Here is a 17284-nt window from a genome sequence, read left to right on the forward strand (position 1 = left end):
TCCCCCCGCGCCCGACGACGCCGCCCCGTGCCCCGCGTCGGGAGTGTCTAGTCTGTTCGTACGGACCGCTCGACACACGACGACGATGGGGGCACGGATGCAGCAGATAGAACGGGAGTCGCCGACTCCGTACTACGAGCAGCTCTACCGGATCCTCCGCGGGCAGGTCGAGTCGGGCGAGTTCCCCGTCGACGAACGCCTGCCGAGCGAGCTCGAGCTGTGCCGCGACTTCGGCCTCTCACGGGCGACGGTGCGGCAGACGCTGCAGAAGCTCGAGACCGACGGCTGGGCGCGTCGCGTGATGCGCCGCGGCGTCTTCGCCGCCCGCCCCGCGGAGTCGACGGGCTGGTTCGTGCAGGACTCGCAGGGGTTCCTCGAGTCGCAGGTGCGGCAGGGGCAGCGGGGCATCACCACCGAGGTCGTGAGCGCGGGCACGGTCGCCCCGCCCGAGCACGTGGCCCAGGCGCTGCAGGTCGCGCCCGGCGACGAGGTCTTCGCCCTCGAGCGCGTCCGCTCCCGCGACGGCCGGGTCGCGATGTTCAGCACGAACTGGTTCCCGGCCGCGGTCGGTGAGACGATCTCCGCCGCGGGCGACGTGCTCGACGGCACCGGCTCGGTGAACCAGACCCTCCGCGAGAACGGGTGGGTGACGGCGGGGGCGCGACGGGTCGTCGAGGCCCTGCGCGCCGGCCCGCACGTCGCGGCGGCGCTCGGCGTCGCCGACGACGAGCCGGCGCTCCGCGTGCGCTCGTCGTCGTGGGGCGCCGACGGCGTCCGGTTCGACTACTACGAGACCTGGGTCCTCACGGACGTCATCCCGCTCGAGGTCAACGTCACCGCGAGCTGACCACGCCGCCCCCGGCGAGCGCCCGCGCCGGGTCGACGCGCCAGCCGAGGGCCCGTGCGGCCAGCATCGCCGCGCCGACCGCGGTCACCTCGGGCTCGCCGACGACCGCGACGGGCCCCGCGTGCGTCGCCTCCTTCAGCCCGAGCCACCCGGGCGACCGCGTCCACCCGCCGGCCAGGCTCACCGCCCCCGTCGCCTCGAGCGCCCCGGCCCGGCGCACGGCCTCGACCGAGCGCCGACCCGCCTCGGCGAGCGCGACGAGCACCGCCGACGCGCGCAGCGCGGGGTCGCGGGGGGCGTCGTCGGCCCACGAGGGCTGGCCGCCTCCCCTGCCGCCGGGCACGAACCAGGCCGTCCCGGGCTCGGCGACCACCGCCTCCGTGCCCTGGAGCACGTCGCGGACGTGTCGGCGGACGTCGGCGTCGCGGGTCGCCCACTCGACGTTGCGGGCGAGCTCGTCGACGCGCAGCAGGGTGGTGCCGGTCGACAGGATGCCGGGGGCGAGGTCGACGTGCTCGCGTCGCGTCGCGACGACGAGCGGCGTCGTGGCCACGACGACCTCGGCGGTGCCCATCGAGTCGAGCACGGTGCCGGGCGCGGCCTCGTGCACGCCCCACCCGCCGACCGGGTGGTCGTGGCCGCCGACGACGACGACCGCGTCGGCGGCGACCACGCCCGCCTCGCGCAGGCGTCGCGACGCCAGCGGGCCCACGACGCCGCCGGTCGGGAGCACCTCCGGCAGCAGCCCCGACGAGCCGAGCGCGAGGGCCACGCGGTCGTCGGCCCAGGCCCGGTCGGCCGACGACCACGCCCCGGTGCGGGAGGCGAGGGTCTCGCTGAGGAACGGCCGCCCGGTCCAGCGCACGGAGGCGAGGTCGGTCAGCGACGACCACCGGTGCGCGTCGGCCGGCGCCGTCCGGGCGCGCGACCACGCCCACCCCACGAGGGCGAGGACGGGGCCGGTCTGGGCGTCGAAGCGGTCGTCGTCGAGGAGGTGCGGGCGCAGCGAGCGGAACAGGTCCTGTCGACGAGGGTCGAACCAGGGCAGCGCGGTGGTCAGGGGGCGCAGCTCCGCGTCGAGCAGCACGCCGTCCTCGCCCACGCCGGCCGCGCACACGGCGACGACCTGCAGCTCGGCGCCGCAGAGCTGCTCGACGAGCCCCTCGAGGGCGTCGACGAGGTCGTCGGCGTCGATGTCCGCGCCCGGGGCCGTGCGGGGCGTCGGGCAGGCGACCCGGGACACCACCTGGCCCGAGTCGACGAGGGCGACGAGCTTGGTGTTGGTGCTGCCCACGTCGATGCCGCAGACGACGGGGCGCCGTGTGCCGTGGCTCATGCGCGCCTCCTCGTCCTCGCCGCTGCTGGATCATACGGCGAGCGGCGAGGGACGAGGTCAGAGCGCCCGGGCGACCGCCTTCGCGAGCGGGTAGCCGAGGGCGGCCTTGGCCGACTCGTGCTGGTCGAGCACCTGGGGCTGCGGGGGCACGGACGGCAGGTCGACGACGTGCGCCGGCCAGCTCGGGAACGCCCCGGTGAGCGCCGAGGCCGCCTGCATCGACGCCCCCTTGGCGACGTACTCGTCGGGGGTGGGCACGGCGACCGGCACCGACGAGAGCTGCGCGAGCACGACCTGCACCGCCTCGCTCTCGGCGGCGCCGCCGATCAGCAGCAGCCGTCGGGGCTCGAGCCCGCAGGCGCGCAGGTTGTCGAGCATGGTCAGCTGCCCGGCGAGGGTGCCCTCGACCACGGCGCGGGCGAGGTTCTCCCGGGTCAGGTTGGTGAGGGTCACCCCGTGCAGCGAGCCCCGCGCGTCGGGCAGGTCGGGGGTGCGCTCGCCCTCGAAGTACGGCAGCAGGGCCAGCCCGCCCGCCCCGGGCTCGGCACGGAGCGCCAGGTCCGACAGCTCGGCGTGGCCGCAGCCGAGCAGGCGCGTGCCGACGCCGAAGTTGCGGGCCGCGTTCAGGGTCGCGACGAGCGGCAGGTGGTCGCCGGTCGCGTCGGCGTAGCTGCAGACGAAGCCGTCGTGGTCCTCGACCGGGTCGGCCGACCGCAGGTAGACCACGCCCGAGGTGCCGAGCGAGAGCACGGCGTCGCCCTCGGCCAGCCCGAGCGCGAGCGCGGCGGCCGCGTTGTCGCCGCTGCCCACGCCGACGGGGATGCCGGCGGGGACGCCCGGCAGGCCGCGGCGGGTCGTCCCGGCCCGCCCGAGCGGGTCGAGCACCCGGGGCAGCACCACCCGGCGGCCGAAGGCGTGCTCGAGCAGCTCGAGGTCGTACTCGCCCGTGGCGCCCGACCAGTAGGCCGTGCCGCTCGCCTCCGAGCGGTCGGTGACGAGGCCGTCGAAGAGCGCGCCGTCGCCGCGGCCGGTGAGGCGCCAGGTGAGCCAGTCGTGCACGATCGCGACGGCGGCCACGCGCCGGGCGGCCTCGGGGTGCTCGTCCCGAAGCCAGCGCAGCTTGGGCGCCGTGTCCGAGAGGGTGAGCGGCAGGCCGGTGCGGCGGATCCACTCGCCGCGGCCCAGCTCGTCGTTGAGGGCGACCATGGCGCCGTGCGATCCGGTGTCGTTCCACAGCGGCGACGGGCAGACCACCTCGCCGTCCGTGCCGAGGAACACGGGCGTGTGCTGCTGCCCGCTGACCGAGACGGCCGAGACGTCGGCCAGGCCGCCCGCCCGGGCCACGGCGACGAGCAGCGCCTGCCACCAGGCCTCGGGGTCGACGATCGTGCCGTCGGGGTGCGGGGCCCGGCCCTCGCGCACCCGCTGCCCCGTCGCGAGGTCGCTGACGACGACCTTGCAGGCCTGGGTGGACGAGTCGATGCCGGCGACGAGGGTCACAGCGCCGCTCCCGCCACGAGGTGCTCCCACCGCGGGCGCACGCGCTCGCGCCACAGGGCGAGGGCCCGGTGCCGCTCGGGGTCGGGCACGACCTCGACCGGGTCGCAGGCCTCCCAGCTCGACGGCTGCCCCGAGGCCAGCGCCTGCGCCCCGCGCGAGACGACCTCGGCCGAGCGCGCGACGCTCAGCGGCCGGCCGAGCAGGTCGGCCTTGAGCTGGTTCCAGAGCGGGTTCCGGCTGGCGGGCCCGATGACCTTGACGCGCTCGGGGGTCGACCGGAAGAGCTCGAGCACGTCGGCGAACTGCAGCACCATGCCGAGGAAGCAGCCGAGCACGACGTCGTCCGCCGAGGTGTCGCCGCGCAGGCCCGAGATCGCGCCCGTGGCGGTCGTGTCCTTGCGCGGCGGGGGGCTGCCGCGGAACCAGGGCAGCACGAGCGGCACCCGGTCGAGGTCGACGCCCCCGGCAGTCCAGCGCCGGTGCGCGGCGGCGACGGCGGTCGTGAGCCCGGCCGGGTCGAGCCCGAGCAGCGCCTGCAGGGTCTCGAAGGCCGCCCCGCCCGTGGGGATCGAGGCGAAGACCGTCGTGTCGTCGCCGACCACGGCGACGCCGTTCGCGAGCTTCGCGAGGCGGGCGTGGTCGTCGCGCAGCGGCGCCTCGCGCAGCATCAGCAGGCCCTCGGTCGTGCCGGTCGAGTTGAGCAGCTCGCCGCGCCGCAGGTCGGCCCCGACGGCTCCGACCATGTGGTCGTGGCCGGCCACGTGCACGCGCACCTCGGGCCGCAGCCCCGTCTCGCGGACGAAGTCCGGGCTGACCGCGACGCCGTCGGAGGCCGCCCGCAGCTCGGGGAACACCGTCGGGTCCACGCCGAACAGCCCGCACACCTCGTCCGACCAGGCCCGCGAGTCGAGGTCGAGGGCCATCGTCCGGCTGGCCAGGGAGGGCTCGGACCACAGCGCACCCGTCATGCGGGCGGCGAGCAGCTCGGACACGTTCAGCCACCGCACCTCCTCGGGGTCGACGTCCGACCGGTCGAGCAGCCAGGCGACCTTCGAGATGCCGTAGGAGGCGCTGGTCGGCAACCCGGTGACCGCGAAGACCCGGCGGCGTGCGGAGTCGTCGAGGGCCGCGACGGCGGGGGCGCCGCGCTGGTCGTGCCAGAGGACGACGGGCGAGGCGAGGGAGCCGTCGGGGCGGACGAGCCCGCCGCTCTCGCCGACGCCGGTCACGGCGACCCGCTCGACGGCGGCGCGCCCCTCGGGGCCGAGCTCGTCGACGAACCCGGTCACCATGCGCCAGAGCACGGCGACGTCGTAGACCTCGCCGGCGTCGTCGCGCTGCGTCGGCGTGGGGTGCCGGACGACCTCGAGCGCCTCGCCGTCGGCGCCCAGCCGGCTGATCTTGACGCTGGTGGTCCCCACGTCGATCGTCATCGTCGAGAGCACGACGGCCTCCTGCCTACGCCGCCGGGTTCAGCACGCGGATGCGGCGCTCGACGACGTCGCGGATCGAGACCACCGCCTCCTTCGACACCCTGATCAGCGACGCCTCGTCGTTGTTCGCGGTCCACGCCTCGCCGAAGGTGCGGATCATCGCGTTGCGGAGGTCGCTGGCGACGTTCACCTTGACGACGCCGAACTCGGCAAGGCGGCCGAGCTGCTCGGAGGGCAGCCCGGAGCCGCCGTGGACGACGAGGGGCACGCTGCTGGCGTCGCGCACGTCGGCGAGCAGGTCGAAGTCGATGCGGGCGTGCGGGGCGACGCCGTGGACGTTGCCGACCGAGACGGCGAGCATGTCGACGCCGACGGCCTCGACGAAGCCCGGCACCTGGGCGGGGTCGGTCGTGGCGGCGTGCTCCGGCCCGATGTCGTCCTCCTTGCCGCCGATGCTGCCGAGCTCGGCCTCGAGGGCGATGTGCGCCGGCGTCATGGCCCTGGCCGCGGTCGACGTGGCGACGTTCTGCTCGTACGAGGCCTCGGAGTCGTCGATCATGATCGACGTGAAGCGCGCCGCGAGCGCCGCCTCGACCGCCTCGAGGGACTTGCCGTGGTCGAGGTGCAGCGCCACGGGCACGCTCGTCGACGCGAGGCGCCGGGCGACCATGTCGTAGATGTACTCGTAGCCCGACAGCGCGACGTTGGTCGGCGCCACCTGGATGAACGTGGGCACGCCGACCCGCTCGACCGCGTCGATGATGCCCATCGTCGTCTCGAGGTTGGTCGTGTTGAACGCCCCGGCCACCTGCCTCCGTGCCGTGCATTCGCTGATGACGTCCATGCCGCTGACTAGTGCCACGGGTCCGCTCCTTCGTCGAGTCGTGGGCGGTGGGCCCGCCTGGCGGCACAGTAACGCGCTGCCGTCCGCATTGTCCAGCTTGTACGTACAAACAGGCATGTAGAAACAGAATCGGGCCAATTCGCCGCGAACGTCTTGCGAGGCCGGGATCAGCGGATGTATGTTCCGTCCGTACAAGCCGTACACCAACCCGACGGCGGACCACGCACTCCGGCACCCGCCTGCTGCTTCAGAGAGGAAGCCTGCACATGCGATCACGAGCGAAGACCCTCCCCCTGGTCGTGGGGCTCGGCGCCAGCGCCGTCCTGCTCGCCGGGTGCGCCTCCGGCGACACCGGCACGTCCGGCTCGTCCGACCCGGCCGACATCTCGCTGAGCTACTCGCAGCCCCACACCGACCCGTTCCAGAACGCCGAGAACGTGGGCTCGATGGAGCGCTTCGCCGAGCTGGGCTACAAGACGATCCCGGCGACCAACGCCGACCGCGACGCCGCCCAGCAGCTCACCGACATCCAGACGCTGGTCAACAAGGGCGCCCAGGGCCTCGTCATCTCGGTGGGCGACGCGGACGCGATCGTCCCCGCGATCGAGTACGCGAACGACGCGAGCGTGCCCCTCGTCGCCATCGACGAGGCGCCGGCCTCGGGCGAGGTCGCCATGATCGTGCGCGCCGACAACGTCTCGATGGGCGCGATCGCCTGCGAGCAGCTCGGCTCGCGGGTCGAGGCGGGCACCACCGTCATCACCCTCGACGGCGACCCCGTCACCTCGAACGGCCGCGACCGCACGAACGGCTTCAACGACTGCATGGCCGAGAACTACCCCGACGTCGACCTGGTGAACGTCGCGACCGAGTGGGACCCGGCGAAGGCCGCCTCCGGCATCGAGACCGCGATGAACCAGTACGACGACATCTCGGGCATCTACAACCAGAGCGACGCGACGTTCTTCCCGACCATCCTCGACACCCTCGACTCGCTGGACGCGCTCGCGCCCGTCGGCGAGGACGGGCACATCGTGCAGGTGTCGGTCGACGCCAGCCCGATGGCCATGACCGCCATCCGCGACGGCTACCTCGACGCCGCCGTGGCCCAGCCGATGACGGACTACATCGACTACGGCGTCGACTACCTGACCCGGGCCGTCGCGGGCGAGACCTTCGAGCCCGGCGAGACCGACCACGGCAGCGAGATCGTCGAGCGCAACGGCAACCTCGTCGACCTGCTGCCCACGCCCGTGGTCACGGCCGAGAACGTCGACGACCCGGAGCTCTGGGGCAACAAGGAGTTCGCCCTCGAGGCGTTCGGCGCGCAGTAGCCGGCCGCCCCGCACCGACCCCCTGGACAGCACCACCGAGACGGAGACGTCATGACCACCACCACCGGCCCCGTGCCCGCCGTCGAGATCGCGGGCGTGAGCAAGACCTACGGCGCGACGAGGGCCCTCCGCGACGTCTCCGTCTCCGTGCTGCCCGGCCAGGTGCACGGCCTGATCGGGCGCAACGGGGCCGGCAAGTCGACCCTGCTGCGCATGATCACCGGGCTCGAGCAGCCCGACACCGGCTCCGTCTCGTTCTGGGGCGAGCCGGCCCCGTCGCCGGCCGACCGGGCGGGCTGGAAGCAGCGCGTCGCGGCGGTCTACCAGCGGCCGTCCGTGTTCCCGAACCTGACCGTCGCCGAGAACCTCTTCGCCGGGCGGCTGCCGACCCTGCGCGGCGGCGTCTCGTGGCGGCGGGTGCAGCACGACGCCGAGCGCATCCTCGGCGAGTGGAACATCGACCTCGACCCCCGCACGTCGCTCGCCGACGCGCCCCTCGAGGAGCGCCAGATGCTCACCATCGCGAGGGCGCTCGAGGCGGGCACCCGCATCGTGCTGCTCGACGAGCCGACCGTGCAGCTCGAGGGCGCCGCGATCCGGCGCCTCTTCGACAAGGTCGCCGAGCTGCAGGAGGCGGGCGTCACCTTCGTGTTCGTCTCGCACTTCCTGCGCGAGGTCACGGCGATCTGCGACTCGGCGTCCGTCCTGCGCGACGGCCGCCTCCTCTGGTCCCGCGAGGGCGACGACATCCGGTCGGACGACCTGGTGGAGGCGCTCCTCGCCGGGCAGGAGCAGCGCCGGTACCGCGTCGCCACGGCCGCGATCGACCTCAGCCACACGCCCGCGATCCGTCTCGACGCCGTCAGCGACAAGGCAGGCGACGTGGACGGCCTCTCGCTGACGGTGGGACCGGGCGAGCTGGTCGCGATCGGCGGCAGCGGCGGCAGCGGCAAGTACGCCGCCGGCGAGGTCATGGCCGGTCTGCGCCGGGCGACGTCCGGCCGGGTCGAGGTCGACGGCGAGCCCGTCAGGTCGGGCGACGTCAAGGCCAGCCAGCGGGCCGGCGTGGGCTTCGTGCCCGCCGACCGCCACAAGGACGGCTACGTGCCGCAGCTCAGCGTGGCCGAGAACATGACCATGGGCGTGATGGACCAGCTCGCCCCCGCCGGCCTGGTGTCGCCCCGACGCCGCACGGCCGTCTCGCGCGAGCTGATCGCCGACGTGGCCCTGGTGCCGCCGGACCCGTCGCTGCCGGTGTCCGGGCTGTCGGGCGGCAACCAGCAGAAGGTCGTGCTCGCCCGGGCCCTGGCCCGCAAGCCCCGCGTGCTGGTGCTCATCTCGCCGACCGCCGGCGTCGACATCGCCGCGAAGGACGCGATCTACGGGCTCATGGTCCGGGCCCTCGAGGACGGCGTCGCCGTCGTCCTCATCTCGGACGACGTGGAGGAGCTGCTCGTCAGCTCGCGCGTCGTCATCATGAGCGACGGCCGCGTCAGCGCCGAGCTCCTCGAACCGACCGAAGAAGACATCGTCAGAGCGATCGAAGGCCTCGAATGACAACCGTGAGCAAGTCCCCCACCACCCGCGCGGCCGCCCCGACCGGCGGCGGCCCCGACGGACCGAGCACCGGCCAGCGCGTGCTGGGCGGCGTCGTCAAGAACGTCCGCGAGCTGAGCGTGCTGCCCGGCCTGGCCGTCGTCGTCGTCATCGGCGCCGTGGTCAGCCCGGCGTTCCTGTCGCCGGCGAACCTGACGCTGATCCTGCGCCAGTCGTCGGAGCTCGGCATCGTCGTGATCGGCCTGACGTTCATCCTGCTCACCGGCAAGCTCGACATCTCGCTCGAGTCGACCGTGGGCCTCGCCCCGATGGTCGCGGCCTGGCTGATGATCCCCGCCGCGGTCGGCGGGCTCGGCACCGAGATCAGCCCCCTGACGGCCATCGCGATCACCGTCGCCATCGGCCTCCTGATCGGGCTGGTGAACGGCCTGCTCGTCGTCAAGCTCGGGCTCGACCCGTTCATCGTCACCCTCGCGATGCTCATCCTGCTGCGCGGCGTCACCCTCGGCATCAGCCAGGGCAAGACCCTCGCGGGGCTGCCCGACGCGTTCCGCTACATCGGCTCGGCCCGGTGGGCGGGCATCCCCGCGGCCATCTGGGTGACGGCGGTGCTCTTCGTGCTGGCCGGGCTCCTCCTGCGCTACACCTCGTGGGGCCGGGCGCTCTACGCCATCGGCGGCAACCCCGAGGCGGCCAGGGCCGCGGGCATCCGCGTCGACTTCGTCCTCATCACCGCGTTCGTCGCGGCCAGCGGCCTCGCGGCGTTCGCGGGCCTCATGCTCGCCGGGCGCCTCGCGTCGGTGACGAGCGGCATGGGCGAGAACCTCATCTTCAGCGCGCTGGCCGCGGCCGTGATCGGCGGCGTGCAGCTGACCGGCGGCCAGGGGCGCATCATCGGGGCGCTCATGGGCGTGCTGCTGCTCGGCACCCTGACCAACGTGCTGACCCTCGCCGGGGTGCCGACGTTCTGGATCAACGCCGTCTACGGCGCCGTCATCCTCTTCGCCCTGCTCGTCGGCCGCTTCGGCGCCCGCCCGGGCGTGCGCTGAGCCGCGCGACGTCGGCAGCTGCCAGCATGAGCACCACCAGCCACACCACCAGCGGTGCCCGGGGCACCACCACCAGCACCACCACCGGAGAGGAAGGGCACACCGTGTCGGAGTTCCGTGACATCAGCTCGAGCGTCGTCGAGGAGCTGGGAGAGGTGTTCCGGCGCGTGCCGCTCGAGAACATCGAGGCCGCCCTCGACGCCCTGGAGTCGCACCAGCGCATCTTCGTGCTGGGGATCGGCCGCGAGGGCCTCGGCTCGAAGGCGTTCGCGATGCGCCTCACGCACTTCGGCAAGACCGTGCACTGGGGCTGGGACGACACCACCCCGGCCGTCGAGGCCGGCGACCTCTTCATCATGCCGACCGGCCCGGCGAACATCCCCCACCTGCACTACGTCGCCGAGCAGGTCAAGAAGACGGGGGCCACGCTCCTGGTGGCCACGGCCATGCCCGACGGGCCGACGTCGCAGCTGGCCGACATCGTGCTCACGGTCCCCGCGCGCACCTACGGCGCCGAGGGCGACGTCGTCGACACCGTGCAGCCGATGGGCAGCCTGTTCGAGCAGTCGCTCTGGATCTTCTGGGACGTGCTCTACCTCATGCTCGTGCGCCGCACCGGTGCCCGTTTCGAGGACCTCGTCGCGCGGCACCGCAACTTCGAGTGAGGCGGCGGGGCCGCCGGGCCTAGGGGCCGGCGCGCCTAGGCGGCGGGGCCCATCCCGCCGGGCCTAGGCCGCGGGGCCGGAGCCGGAGCCGCCGGGCCTAGGCCCCGCTGACGCCCCGCATGAGCGCGTGCCGCGTCATCGACCCGGCGAGCTCGGTCAGCGCCGTCGTCACGACCGCGAGGTCGGACCGCTCGGCGACCCCGTCGAAGACCTCGAGGTAGAAGCCGATCTCGCCGTCGATCAGCTCGACGCCGGCGGGTGCGATCACGAGGAAGCTGCTGCGGCGGTCGGTCGGGTGCGCGGCGCGGTCGAGGAACCCGGCGCGGGTCATCCGGTCGACGAGGCTCGTGACCGAGCCGGACGAGAGGTCGAGGTACGCCGCGAGGTCGCGGGGCGTCACGTCGGTGCCGCCGTGCACGAAGTAGAGCGCCCGCAGGTCCGAGACGCCGATGTCGTGGGCGGTCGCGACGATCTTGAGCAGCGCCTCCGCCCGCATCTGCACGGCGCCGAAGGCCTGCATGAACGCCGCCACGGAGCCGGCGCCGTCGACGCTGGCGGCGGGCGGGGTCGTGTGCCCGGGTCGGGTCGAGAGGGTGGGGGTCGTCATGGTTCGCTCCTGCGTCGTGTGCGGCATCCGTGCCGACACTTAGACTACCGAGAATCTCGACGATCGAACCACCCCCGTTGCGGTGTCAGCACTGTGGGGGACCTCCCTCGCGATCGCGTGGCCAGTTGCACAACACGTCTTGCGCAACGACCCTTGCGCATCTACCGTGGCCCCATGACCCCGCGCGACGACCGCCGCTCCACGCTCACCGACGCCGCCTCGATGCGCGTGCTCGCCCACCCGACGCGGCTGCGCCTCCTCGCCCTGCTCCGCGAGCGCGGTCCGCAGACCGCGGCGCAGCTCGGCGACGTCGTCGACGAGGCGCCGGGCACGGTCAGCTACCACCTGTCGAAGCTCGCCTCGAGCGACCTCATCCAGGCGGCCGAGCCGCAGAGCGCCGACCGTCGCGAGCGCTGGTGGCAGGCCACCGCTCCCCTGACCTCGTGGGAGCCGGCCGACCTGCTCGACGACCCCGACCGCCTCGCGGCGTCGACGGCCCTCGAGAAGTCGATCGCGCAGGAGGGAGCGGCGCGCTACGGCGACTACGTCGACACGAGGGCGAGCCTGCCGCGCGAGTGGGTCGCGGCCGCGGCCAGCGGCGACCGCAGCATCCGCCTCACCGTCGACGAGCTCGCCGCCCTGCGCGCCGAGCTCGAGGCCGTCGTCGAGCGCTGGGTCGAGGTCGGCGCCGCCCACGACCCGGCCGACGACGACGGGGCCGAGTCGGTCCTGCTCGCCTACCAGGCCTACCGGCGCCCCGGAGGCGCGGGCGCGTGACCGAGGACGCCCCCGCTCCCGACGCGGTCGCGTCCCCGGCGCCCGACCCGTCCGCGAGCTCGACAGGGACGGGCGCCTCGGCCCCGCCCGAGACGTCCGGCCGCGCCGCGCGCACCGCTCTCTCGGCCCTCGTCGCCGCCCACGCGATCTCGCAGACCGGCAACGTCGTGACCGCCTTCGCGGTGCCGTTCTCCGTGCTGGCGCTCGGCGGCTCGGGCGTCGAGATCGGCGTCGCGGCGGCCTTCGCCACGGCCCCGGTGATCATCGGCGGCCCGCTCGGCGGCGTGGTCGTCGACCGGGTCGGACACCGTCGTGCCGCGATCGTGGCGGACGTCGTGAGCGGCGCCTCCGTCCTAGCGATGCCCGTGCTGGCGCTGACGGTCGGCCTGCCGTTCTGGGCCCTGCTGACGCTGCTCTTCGTGGGCGGGCTGCTCGACGCCCCCGGCCAGACAGCCCGACGTGTCATGCTGCCCGGGCTGACCGAGCGCGCGGGGGTGCGCATCGAGCGGAGCGTCGGCCTGATCGACGGCTCCGAACGGCTCGCGAAGCTGCTCGGGGCGTCGCTGGCCGGGCTGCTCGTGGCCGCCGTCGGGCCCGTGCCGTCGTTGTTCGTCAACGCGGCGACGTTCGCCGTGTCGGCCGCGCTGACCTGGCTCTTCGTCCCTGCGCCCGCTCCGGTGCGCGACGGAGCGCCCCCCGCCGACCGCACCGACCCTGCCGACGCGGCCCGCGCCTCCTGGTGGTCCGACCTCGTCGAGGGAGCCCGCTTCGTCGCCCGCGACCCGCTGATGCGCCTGATCGTCGGGCTCGTGATGATCACGAACCTGCTCGACGCGGCCCGCGGCTCGACCCTGTTGCCCCTCTATGCGAACGACCGACTAGGAGGCGCCGCCGCCCTGGGTCTGCTGGTCGCGACCATGGGCGGCTGCGCCCTCGTCGGCAACGTCGCGTTCGGCTTCGTCGCGCACCGGGTGCCGCGCAGGGTCACCTTCGCGGTCTGCTTCACGCTCGCCGGCGGGCCGGCGAGCGTCGCCTACGCGCTCGGGGCTACCCTGCCCGTGCTGGTCGGCACGACGGCGCTGGCGGGGCTCGCGGCGGGGGCGCTCAACCCGATCCTCGGCACGGTCGAGCTCGAGCGGACCCCCGAGCACATGCGCGGCCGCGTCTTCGGGCTGATCAACGCCGGGGCGTGGGCCGGCATCCCGGCCGGGGCGCTGCTCGGCGGGCTCGCGGCCGACACGATCGGGCTGGGCGTCGCCTTCGGCGCCGTCGCCGTGGTCTACACGGCCGTGACGCTGGTCCCGCTGACGGGCGGGTCGTGGCGCCTGATGGAGCGGGCGGACGAGCTCAGGCGCCGGTCGGCGTGAGCGGTGCCGCCCGTCCGGTGACGAGCTCGAACAGGGCGGCGAGCCCTCCGGCCAGCAGAGCGACGGTGAGAGCGATCAGCCCCCACTCGCTCGTATCCCCGCCGGCGGCAACGGCCACGACGAGTGCGCACCCGCCCCCGGCGCAGAGACCGGTGGCGACCACGACGAGAGGCACCCTGAGGAGGTGGCGCTCGGCCCCCGAGAGGCAGTGCACGCCCAGGGCCACGGCACCGGTCACGCAGCCGTGGACGATGCCCAGCGGGAGGCTGAACGGGATGACGAACATGACGACCACGAACGAGACGTCGCGACCGGCGCCGGGCCACTCCCCGGTCGCGGTGTCGTTCCAGGCCGGCCCGACGACGAGGAGGAGGGTGAGCAGCACGGCCACGACCGCGCCGACGCCTCCGCCGAGCCCGACGACCGCGAACCCGAACGCCGCCCCGCGGCGGTTCTGCGCCTGAGGGCGCCCCGTCACGACAGGTGACGTCGCAGTCATCCGTGCCCCCGATCAGTCGCGCCCCTCAGCCGGAGTCTGGCGAGGACAGCTGCGCTCTGACAGTCCCCGTCAGGGGCACAGCCCCGTGTCCTGGAGACCACCTGGCCAGCCTGCAGCGAAGTCGATGCGCCCGCAGGGAGAACGGCGGCCTGTCCGCTCAGCTGTCGGCCGGCGTGACTGTTACAGGGGGATGCCAGCCACGAGCAGTTCACCGGCAACACCGGCGGCGGCGACCGCCTCACCGCCGCCGGTGCCATGCCGTCCCCGCAGACGCTGACCTACGACGCCGCGAATCAGATCACCGCAGCTGGGTAGGCCCGGAGGCGCCGAGAACTACACAGCGAACCTGACTTCGGCGTTCACGATGCGCTGTGAATCGATCCGAGCCCCTGGGAAGACCAGGGAGCGAGCGTCCATCAGACGATGGGTCACGTTCGTGGCGGTGCGGGTTTTGCTAGCCGGCGACGTCCATGGTCGTGAGCTTCGCGCGGCGGCGGCGGGCCAGGGCCGTCAGGGTGGTGCCGAGCAGCGGGACGGCAGCGCCGATACCGATCGCTTCGGCGCCGTCGCTACCCGTGCACGCCAGGCCCGAGGGAGTTGCGACCGGAACGGTCCGTTGTTGATCTCAGATGCTCTGACAGAGACGCTGAGCCCGACGAGTCGCCCCGGCTCAAGCGAAGCGCCAAGCCGTAGATCAAGCCCAGCGGGCTCTCGAACCACTTCGGCTCGACGAGCAGCGCCGGCTGATTGTTTCGAAAGTCAGCTCGCGCTCCACGCCTGATGACTCGCTGCAGATGAGGGAGTGCCGTTTCCAAGCTGAGCCAATACCAGGCTTGCAGTTCATCGATCAGCCTGAGTTGCCACGAAGTGAAAGGTGACGCATCCCAACCTGGACTTGGCAGGTGCTCAGCTGACCCGTGACTTGCATTCCACCAGATGGGATACGGAAGCACTCTCTCGAGATGCACTTCCATCAAGTGGGCCTCGAACCAAGTACCTGCAGCGAGGACACGTTCGGCTACTTCTTCGGCCTGGACAGGCAGGTCGATACCCGACCGCTCCACGTATGCGGCAGCGTTGACCTGCAACGCATCGACCTGCCTCTGAAATAGCTCTCGTGCATCGACCTTCGAGAGCTCTGAGGTGAAGATCACCAGCTCACGCTACCCAGAGCGCACGAAGCACGAGGCTCAGGGGTCACATCTCTGCCGCGGAATCCGGCTCTTCGTTCACTGCTTTCATCAACTGTGGGATCAGAGGCTCCAGGGCGTTCGACACACTCCGAGCAAGAGACCCGCCACGAGGGCTGCCCTCGACGAACCAGCTCTCGGCGCCTTCCCGCACAGCCGACTGGACTCCCCGCACACCGAGCAGTGCCCGCGTCACGGTGTCCTCCAGAACGGCTTCGAGCTCACCGCCGCGGATGTACTCCGCGACGGCGACGTCTACCTGCCACCGACCATCCTCGGGATCGCTCGACCAGACGACGTCGACACACCGGAAGTCGTCATCGCTATTGATGTGCCAGGACACTTCCCGGATGCCGTCGTGACGCTCGCTCTGCTTCGTGATCTTCCCCATGCTTCGACTTTCCTCAGCCGGAGGCGCTGCCGCCTCATCGAGATCGACAGATCCTGTTGATCGGATCTCGTCAGGGGTTGAGGCAATGTCTTCCCGTTGGCGATCGGATGTTCCCACCGTCAGATTCTTCTCGAACGCCTCAACGATGTAGTTGACGTCCTCGTCTCGCCCGTCCAGGAGGCGGAGTCCCCATCCGTAGACGAGTATCAACGGGCTTGCATATCGCGCCGGAGCAATCTCCAGGTTCGGCTCCTTGTTGCGCCAATTTCTCTGACTCTCTTTTCGGACTACTCGCTTTGCCGCGGGGAGCGCAGCCTCGACAGCGAGCCAGTACCACGCGGAGAACTGGTCGACCAACTCCAACTGCGGTGATGTGAACGGGGACCTGCCCCGTTCGGCTTCGGGCAGCACTTCCGCCGTCGGCGCGTTGGGGTCCCACCACACTGGCAGCGGCGCGGGCCGCTCCTTTACTCCGGTGACGAGATGGTGCATGAACCAGGATGCGGCCGCAGCGACCTGTGACCGGCGCACATCGAGCGAGTCGGAAGCCTTCGGCATGCTGATCTCGGCGCGCTGCGCGTAGGCCCTGGCGTTTGGCTCAAGCGTCGCGGTGTAAGCGTCGAACAGCTCTTGCGCCTCGCTCTTGGACAGCAGCATCGACGCAATCATGTCGTCAAGGTACCCAGGTCGTGTAGCCGATGCCTTGGCGCTCCAATCGGTCGAGGAGCGCAGGGTCAGGACCAAGTGAGTTGTTGGAGTGTGTGAAGAAGTGCCACTCGACGGACTCGACACCGGAGGTTCGGTCTTGGTTGGTTTCCAAGAAGCCTGCAGACCGGTCGCCCGGTAGACGGTCGTTCATCGGGACACCTTCGCGAGCCCGTCTTGGTGGGCTGGGGTCAAGTAGCGCCTGGCCTGCGGATTCGCGTATGCCTGTCCCGCAAAAAAGCCCGGTGACGGGGGCCTAAACGCTACAGTCATCGGATGCTCATCGGCTACGCCCGCGTCTCGACCTCGGGACAAGATCTCGCAGCACAACGTGACGGTCTCGCAGCACTCGGTGTTGACGAGCAACACGTGCATGTTGACCACGGCCTGTCGGGCACAACTCGAGCCCGGCCAGGCCTTCGCGAGGCAGTAGCCGCGTGCCGTGCCGGCGACGTCTTGGTCGTCACAAAGCTCGACCGTCTCGCCCGCTCCCTGCGGGACGCGACCGACATCGCCGACGAGCTCACGAAGAAGGGCGTCGCGCTCAACCTCGGCGGAGCGGTCTACGACCCCACCGACCCCGTCGGCCGGCTGCTCTTCAACGTCCTCGGCATGGTGGCCGAGTTCGAAGCTGACCTCATCCGAGCCCGCACCCGGGAGGGCATGGCAATCGCGAAGGCCGCCGGCAAGCTTCGCGGTCGCAAGCCCAAGCTCACTGCCTCGCAGGAGAAGCACCTCGTCCAGCTGCACCGCACCGGTGCCCACACCACGAGCGACATCGCCGAGTTGTTCGGCGTCGCTCGTTCGACGGTCTACAGGGCCATTCAGCGAGCCGATCAGCAGTGACCTAGAGGAGAGGACGGCGCGCCCTTAGGGCCGGCGGCTCAGTGGTGATCGGTGCCCTTGGAAGAGCCGGCCTTCCGCACCGCCACGAGGGAACCAATTGCGAGGACGAACATTGCGATGGCCAGGGCGCCGAACAGGAGCCGTCCGGTTAACCGAACAGGAGCCGTCCGGTTAAGTCGGGTGCCCGAAACAGAAGGACAACGGCAAGGACCACCTCCTGGCTCGCGGACGAGGCCGGCGCGTTCCGACATATCTCACGATCCTGGGGATGCGAAGGAAGGCTCTGGTCCGTTGAGCTGATCGGCCGCAGGGTGGGCTGTGGTCATCTCAGGGGTGG

General features: G+C 72.2%; 16 protein-coding genes. 8 read left to right on the forward strand and 8 right to left on the reverse strand.

From position 1 onward, the window contains the following. Window positions 1–97 precede the first annotated feature (97 nt). Window positions 98–847 carry a GntR family transcriptional regulator gene (locus FHR78_RS14300; protein WP_166761235.1) on the forward strand — a complete coding sequence of 250 codons (750 nt, stop codon included), beginning with the start codon at window positions 98–100 and terminating at the stop codon, window positions 845–847. Here FHR78_RS14300 and FHR78_RS14305 read toward each other — a convergent pair. Genes FHR78_RS14305 through FHR78_RS14320 form a run of 4 tightly spaced genes read right to left on the reverse strand, consistent with a single transcriptional unit; the run spans window position 834 to window position 5978 of the window. Continuing rightward, window positions 834–2183 (reverse strand): FGGY family carbohydrate kinase, encoded by a 1350-nt coding sequence (locus FHR78_RS14305; protein ID WP_166761236.1) that lies wholly within the window; start codon window positions 2181–2183, stop codon window positions 834–836. The two genes, FHR78_RS14300 and FHR78_RS14305, sit on opposite strands and share 14 nt — an antisense overlap. Before the next feature lie 57 nt (window positions 2184–2240). Beyond that, window positions 2241–3683: an FGGY family carbohydrate kinase gene (locus FHR78_RS14310; RefSeq protein ID WP_166761237.1), complete on the reverse strand. Its 1443-nt coding sequence runs from the start codon at window positions 3681–3683 to the stop codon at window positions 2241–2243. Continuing rightward, window positions 3680–5128 carry an FGGY family carbohydrate kinase gene (locus FHR78_RS14315; RefSeq protein ID WP_166761238.1) on the reverse strand — a complete coding sequence of 483 codons (1449 nt, stop codon included), beginning with the start codon at window positions 5126–5128 and terminating at the stop codon, window positions 3680–3682. The genes FHR78_RS14310 and FHR78_RS14315 overlap by 4 nt, the downstream gene beginning before the upstream one ends. 13 nt (window positions 5129–5141) lie before the next feature. Further along, window positions 5142–5978, reverse strand: coding sequence for a class II fructose-bisphosphate aldolase (locus FHR78_RS14320; protein WP_347878232.1), 837 nt, complete (start codon window positions 5976–5978; stop codon window positions 5142–5144). A gap of 248 nt (window positions 5979–6226) precedes the next feature. On the opposite strand from FHR78_RS14320, the gene FHR78_RS14325 reads away from it, so the two are divergent. From FHR78_RS14325 to FHR78_RS14340, 4 genes are read left to right on the forward strand one after another with little or no spacing between them, the layout of a single operon-like run. Further along, window positions 6227–7294, forward strand: coding sequence for a sugar ABC transporter substrate-binding protein (locus tag FHR78_RS14325; RefSeq protein ID WP_166761239.1), 1068 nt, complete (start codon window positions 6227–6229; stop codon window positions 7292–7294). Between the two features lie 51 nt (window positions 7295–7345). After that, the gene (locus FHR78_RS14330) at window positions 7346–8851 is read left to right on the forward strand and encodes a sugar ABC transporter ATP-binding protein (RefSeq protein WP_166761240.1); all 1506 of its coding nucleotides are present in this window, start codon (window positions 7346–7348) and stop codon (window positions 8849–8851) included. Between the two features lie 5 nt (window positions 8852–8856). Further along, window positions 8857–9900 carry an ABC transporter permease subunit gene (locus tag FHR78_RS14335; RefSeq protein WP_208393292.1) on the forward strand — a complete coding sequence of 348 codons (1044 nt, stop codon included), beginning with the start codon at window positions 8857–8859 and terminating at the stop codon, window positions 9898–9900. A 26-nt stretch (window positions 9901–9926) separates the two neighbouring features. Next, window positions 9927–10565 (forward strand): SIS domain-containing protein, encoded by a 639-nt coding sequence (locus FHR78_RS14340; RefSeq protein ID WP_166761242.1) that lies wholly within the window; start codon window positions 9927–9929, stop codon window positions 10563–10565. Between the two features lie 97 nt (window positions 10566–10662). Here the strand turns inward: FHR78_RS14340 and FHR78_RS14345 are convergent, their stop codons facing one another. Continuing rightward, on the reverse strand, window positions 10663–11172 hold the full coding sequence (locus FHR78_RS14345; protein WP_208393293.1) for a MarR family winged helix-turn-helix transcriptional regulator: 510 nt from the start codon (window positions 11170–11172) through the stop codon (window positions 10663–10665). A 174-nt stretch (window positions 11173–11346) separates the two neighbouring features. Between FHR78_RS14345 and FHR78_RS14350 the strand changes: the two genes are divergently transcribed. Both FHR78_RS14350 and FHR78_RS14355 read left to right on the forward strand, forming a co-directional pair. Next, the gene (locus tag FHR78_RS14350) at window positions 11347–11949 is read left to right on the forward strand and encodes a winged helix-turn-helix domain-containing protein (protein WP_166761243.1); all 603 of its coding nucleotides are present in this window, start codon (window positions 11347–11349) and stop codon (window positions 11947–11949) included. Continuing rightward, window positions 11946–13316, forward strand: coding sequence for an MFS transporter (locus FHR78_RS14355; RefSeq protein WP_166761244.1), 1371 nt, complete (start codon window positions 11946–11948; stop codon window positions 13314–13316). Before FHR78_RS14350 ends, FHR78_RS14355 begins: the two co-directional genes overlap by 4 nt. Here FHR78_RS14355 and FHR78_RS14360 read toward each other — a convergent pair. The 3 genes from FHR78_RS14360 to FHR78_RS14370 form a co-directional block, all read right to left on the reverse strand. Then, complete coding sequence (locus FHR78_RS14360; protein ID WP_166761245.1) at window positions 13297–13794, reverse strand: hypothetical protein; 498 nt, start codon at window positions 13792–13794, stop codon at window positions 13297–13299. The genes FHR78_RS14355 and FHR78_RS14360 overlap by 20 nt on opposite strands. A gap of 590 nt (window positions 13795–14384) precedes the next feature. Then, window positions 14385–14969, reverse strand: a complete 585-nt coding sequence (locus FHR78_RS14365) for a hypothetical protein (protein WP_166761246.1) — start codon at window positions 14967–14969, stop codon at window positions 14385–14387. Between the two features lie 43 nt (window positions 14970–15012). Beyond that, on the reverse strand, window positions 15013–16053 hold the full coding sequence (locus FHR78_RS14370) for a hypothetical protein (protein WP_166761247.1): 1041 nt from the start codon (window positions 16051–16053) through the stop codon (window positions 15013–15015). A gap of 324 nt (window positions 16054–16377) precedes the next feature. Here FHR78_RS14370 and FHR78_RS14375 point away from each other — a divergent pair, with 324 nt between their 5' ends. Beyond that, window positions 16378–16947: a recombinase family protein gene (locus FHR78_RS14375; RefSeq protein WP_166761248.1), complete on the forward strand. Its 570-nt coding sequence runs from the start codon at window positions 16378–16380 to the stop codon at window positions 16945–16947. The last annotated feature ends 337 nt before the right edge of the window (window positions 16948–17284 follow it).

Origin of the sequence: Frigoribacterium faeni, assembly GCF_011761235.1 — a bacterium.
GTDB lineage: Bacteria > Actinomycetota > Actinomycetes > Actinomycetales > Microbacteriaceae > Frigoribacterium > Frigoribacterium faeni_A.